This is a genomic window from Cellulosimicrobium cellulans (genome assembly GCF_006539945.1).
Lineage (GTDB): Bacteria > Actinomycetota > Actinomycetes > Actinomycetales > Cellulomonadaceae > Cellulosimicrobium > Cellulosimicrobium cellulans.
Genome location: NZ_BJNZ01000049.1, coordinates 1 through 3753 on the forward strand (window position 1 = coordinate 1; position 3753 = coordinate 3753).

General features: G+C 77.8%; 4 protein-coding genes. 1 reads left to right on the forward strand and 3 read right to left on the reverse strand.

The window, feature by feature from the left end; genetic code table 11:
- Together CCE02nite_RS20175 and CCE02nite_RS20180 are read right to left on the reverse strand one after the other, a co-directional pair.
- The coding region (locus tag CCE02nite_RS20175; RefSeq protein ID WP_141391368.1) for a class I adenylate-forming enzyme family protein at window positions 1-1460 on the reverse strand (1460 nt) is incomplete at its 3' end.
- Between the two features lie 19 nt (window positions 1461-1479).
- Window positions 1480-2163 (reverse strand): biotin transporter BioY, encoded by a 684-nt coding sequence (locus CCE02nite_RS20180; protein ID WP_141391369.1) that lies wholly within the window; start codon window positions 2161-2163, stop codon window positions 1480-1482.
- A 361-nt stretch (window positions 2164-2524) separates the two neighbouring features.
- Here CCE02nite_RS20180 and CCE02nite_RS20185 point away from each other — a divergent pair, with 361 nt between their 5' ends.
- Complete coding sequence (locus tag CCE02nite_RS20185; protein WP_371861951.1) at window positions 2525-3010, forward strand: Hsp20/alpha crystallin family protein; 486 nt, start codon at window positions 2525-2527, stop codon at window positions 3008-3010.
- A 7-nt stretch (window positions 3011-3017) separates the two neighbouring features.
- On the opposite strand, the gene CCE02nite_RS21150 is transcribed toward CCE02nite_RS20185, so the two are convergent.
- The coding region (locus CCE02nite_RS21150; RefSeq protein WP_308463708.1) for an FHA domain-containing protein at window positions 3018-3753 on the reverse strand (736 nt) is incomplete at its 5' end.

The window sequence follows — 3753 nt, forward strand, 5'->3', positions numbered from 1 at the left end:
GCCGGGTCGGTCCCGCGCAGGGCCTCGCTCACGGCCCCGCGCGCGGGCTTGCCCGACGGGGTCCGGGGGAGGGCGCGCGTGCCGTACCAGCGCCGCGGCCGCTGCGCCGGGGCGAGCGCCGCGCGCGCGACGCGCTCCAGGTGGGCGCGCAGCCCCGGCCGGTCGTCGCACTCCACGACGGCGCTCACGACCGCGCCGAGGCGACGGTGCGCGGTCCCGAGCACGACGACGTCCCGGACGCCCGGCACGGCGCGCAGCACGACCTCGACGTCCTCCGGAACGACGGTCGACCCGCCGGTGAGGATCGCGCCGTCCCCGCGGCCACGCAGCACGAGCCCGCCGCGGTCGGCCCCCGCGGGTGCCGCCGCTGCCGACGAGGACGCGGCGCCCGTCGGAGGCGAGGGCAGGGGGTCGGCGAGGTCGCCGACGGTGCTCCACGCGCCGTCGCGGCGCAGCGGACCGGTGGCGCGTGCGAGGTACCCGCGCGAGACCCAGGGCGAGCGGACCCAGACCTCACCGACGCTCGCCGCGGGCAGCGGCCGCACGGCCAGGTCGACCCCCGGGAACGCGCGCAGCCCCGACCCGTCCGGGTCGTAGGCGACGAACGACAGCTCGACCGCGCCGTAGTACGCGAGCACGTCGATGCCGAGAGCCGCCGCGCGCGACCGCGCCCCCGGGGCGAGGGACGCGCCGCCGACGACCGCGTGCCGCAGTCGCGACGGCGCTCCCGCCGCGACGGCGTCGAGCACGTCGTCGAGGACCTGCGGCACGAGGTGCACGACGTCGCTGCTCGCGAGCGCGGAGGTCGTGGCCGCCGGGGTGCGCGTGAGATACGCGCACGCCCCGACGGCGAGCGTGTGCACGGCGGCGAAGCAGTAGAGGGACGACGCGAGGGGCCCCGGGACGAGCACGGTGTCCGTGGGGCGGAGGCCGAGGAGCCGCGTGACGTCGTCGAACGACCCCGCCCACGACGCGCGGGTGCGCACGACCGCGCGCGGCCGGCCCGTGCTGCCCGACGAGAAGCCCGCCCACGCGAGGTCGTCCGGGGCGGGCACGTGGTCCGTGCCGGGGCGCGTACCCCCCGGCGGGGCGAGCCCCGGCACGAGGTCGGGTACGGCGCCGGTCCCGCGCGGCAGCGGCACCTCGACGAACGTGCGGGGGGCCAGCGTGCGCAGGACCTCCGCGCGGTGCGCGCGCGGCCACGCCGTGTCGCACACCAGCGGCGTCGCGCCGGCGTGGTCGGCGGCGAGGACCGCTGTCAGCAGGTCCAGCGGGTCGGGCAGGGACACGGCGACGAGGTCGCCGGGACGCGTGCCCGTCGCGGTGAGGTGCGTCGCGCCCGCGCGCACGTCCGCGGCGAGCGCGGCGTAGGTGCGCGACCGCTCGGGGGTGCGCAGGGCGGGACGGTCGCGCACCGCCGGGTGGGCGGCGTGCGTCAGGACCTGGTGGGCGACGGGCACGCGGACACTCTCGCAGGTGTCAGGAGGAGGCGCGGTCGGCGGCCGTGGGACGGCCTGCGGAGCGGCCCGACCGCCGCGCGGCCGGGTAGGCCCGCACGACGCCGACGGTGATCGCGGCGGCGGCCAGCGCCTTGAGGACGTCGCCGGGCACGAACGCGAGAGAGAGCTGCGCGGTCGTCGCGAGCGGCACCCCCGTGACGAGCGCCTGGACCGGCACGCCGAACGCGTAGACCACCGCGACCCCGCCGACGAGGCACGCGACGAGCACACCGACGAACGCCACCCGGCGCAGCCGGTCGACGAGCCGGCCCACGACCGCCGCCCCGACGAGGAACCCGACCAGGTAGCCGGCGGACGGGCCGACGAACGCCCCGAGGCCGCCGCGGCCGCCCGCGAGGACCGGGAGCCCTGCCGCCGCGAGCGCGAGGAACGTCGCGACGGCGAGCGCACCGCGCCACGCACCGAGGATCGTGCCGGCGAGCATGACGCCGAGCGTCTGGAGGGTGATCGGGACGGCGTTCCCGAACAGCGCGACCGACCCGGGCATGCCGAGCGCCGCGATCAGCGCCGCGAACGTCGCGACGCGCGCCGCGTCCCCGGCGTCGAGCGTGAGCGGTCCCCGGGTCCCGGCCGCCGGGCCGGGTGTCGTCGTGGCGGTCCGGGGCGTGCCGGACGTCGTCGTCCCGGTCGATGCGTCGGTCATGGCGCTCCCTGCGTCGTCGTCGCGGATCGGTGCTCGACCCGCCGTGGCCACGTCCACTCTCCCGACTCGCCGCGCTGCGCGACGACGGGGGCGCGGACGACCGCGATGGCGCTGCGTGCACGAATCGCACAACCGGTTGGAGGGTTCCCCCAATAGGATCCCGCCGACGGGAGGTGGGTCCGAGCGAAGCCGACAAATGTGCTCCCGGGTGGCCCCCGGCGGAGGTTCGCGACGACCTCTTGGCACTCTCCGGGGGAGAGTGCTAAAACAGACGTGTAGCCGCCCCGCGAGGTGCCTACCTCGCGGGAGCACCGACCGGTCCCGGACGGTCCGGGACCGACCGACGAGGGAGGTGAGAGGTGTGGCTGCGATGACCGACCCGTTCACGACCACCTTCGACGCGATGGACCGGCTGGTCGGCCAGCTCGCGTCCGGGGCACGCGCGACGGCTGCGTCGGCGTCGGGTGGTATGCCGCTCGACCTGTTCCGGGCGGGTGACCACTACGTCCTCACGATGGACCTTCCGGGCGTCGACCCGGGGACGATCGACGTGTCCGTCGAGGACCGCACGCTGACGATCCGCGCCGAGCGCAGCCCGCGGACCGACCCCGACGTCCAGTGGCTCGCGCGCGAACGCCCCTCGGGGACCTACGCGCGCCAGCTCACGGTGGGGCGCGGGCTCGCGCTGGACAAGATCTCGGCGTCGTACGAGGACGGGGTGCTGTCGCTGACCATCCCCGTCGCGGAGGAGGCCCGGCCTCGCCGGATCGAGGTCGCGCACCGCGCGGGCAGCGGTGCGGCGACGCAGATCACGGCCGAGGCCGAGCCCCGGGCGGGCGAGGGCTGAGCCCCGCTCAGACCTCGCCCGGGAGCGCCTTGCGGACGACGAGCCGCGTCCAGGCGCCGAGGTAGATCCGGTCCCCGTCGGACAGCTCGCGCCGCTGCCCGGCGGGGACCGGGTCCGTCGGCAGGGGCTCGCCCGCGGGGCTCACGTAGGTCCCGTTCGACGACTGGAGGTCCTCGACCCACCACCGCTGGCCGTCCGTGCTGAGCTGGCAGTGCCGACGGGAGACGCCCGTGTCCGCGCCGCAGTCGACCTGCGGGTGGATGCCCCGCGACACCGACGGACGCCCGACGAGCACGCTGCGCTCGCGCAGCACGACGAGGCCGGGCAGGCCCGCCGAGGGCATCGGGTCCTCGGGCTGCTGCGCCGTGTACCAGTCGGGGTCGATCCAGATCTCCACGACCCACTGGTCCGGACCCGGGACCGGCGGCGTCGGCAGGTGGGTGCCCGACGACGCGGGCCCGGCGGGGGCCGACGGCTCGCCCGTGGCGCCCGCCTCGGGTGCGGGGGCCGCGGCCGAGGCGGGCAGCGGGGGCGGGGTCGACGACGACGCCGGGGTCGCGGCGGAGGCCGGCAGCGGGGGCGGCGTGGAGACCGAGGGCGTGCCCGGGACGGGGGCCGCGGACGGTGTCGGGCGCGACGGCGGGTCGAGCGAGAGCGCGGACGGCGGGTCGACCGGGTCGGGCAGGGCGCCCGTCGTGAAGTCGTAGCCGCAGTTCTCGCAGAACAGCGCGCCGCCGGGCGCC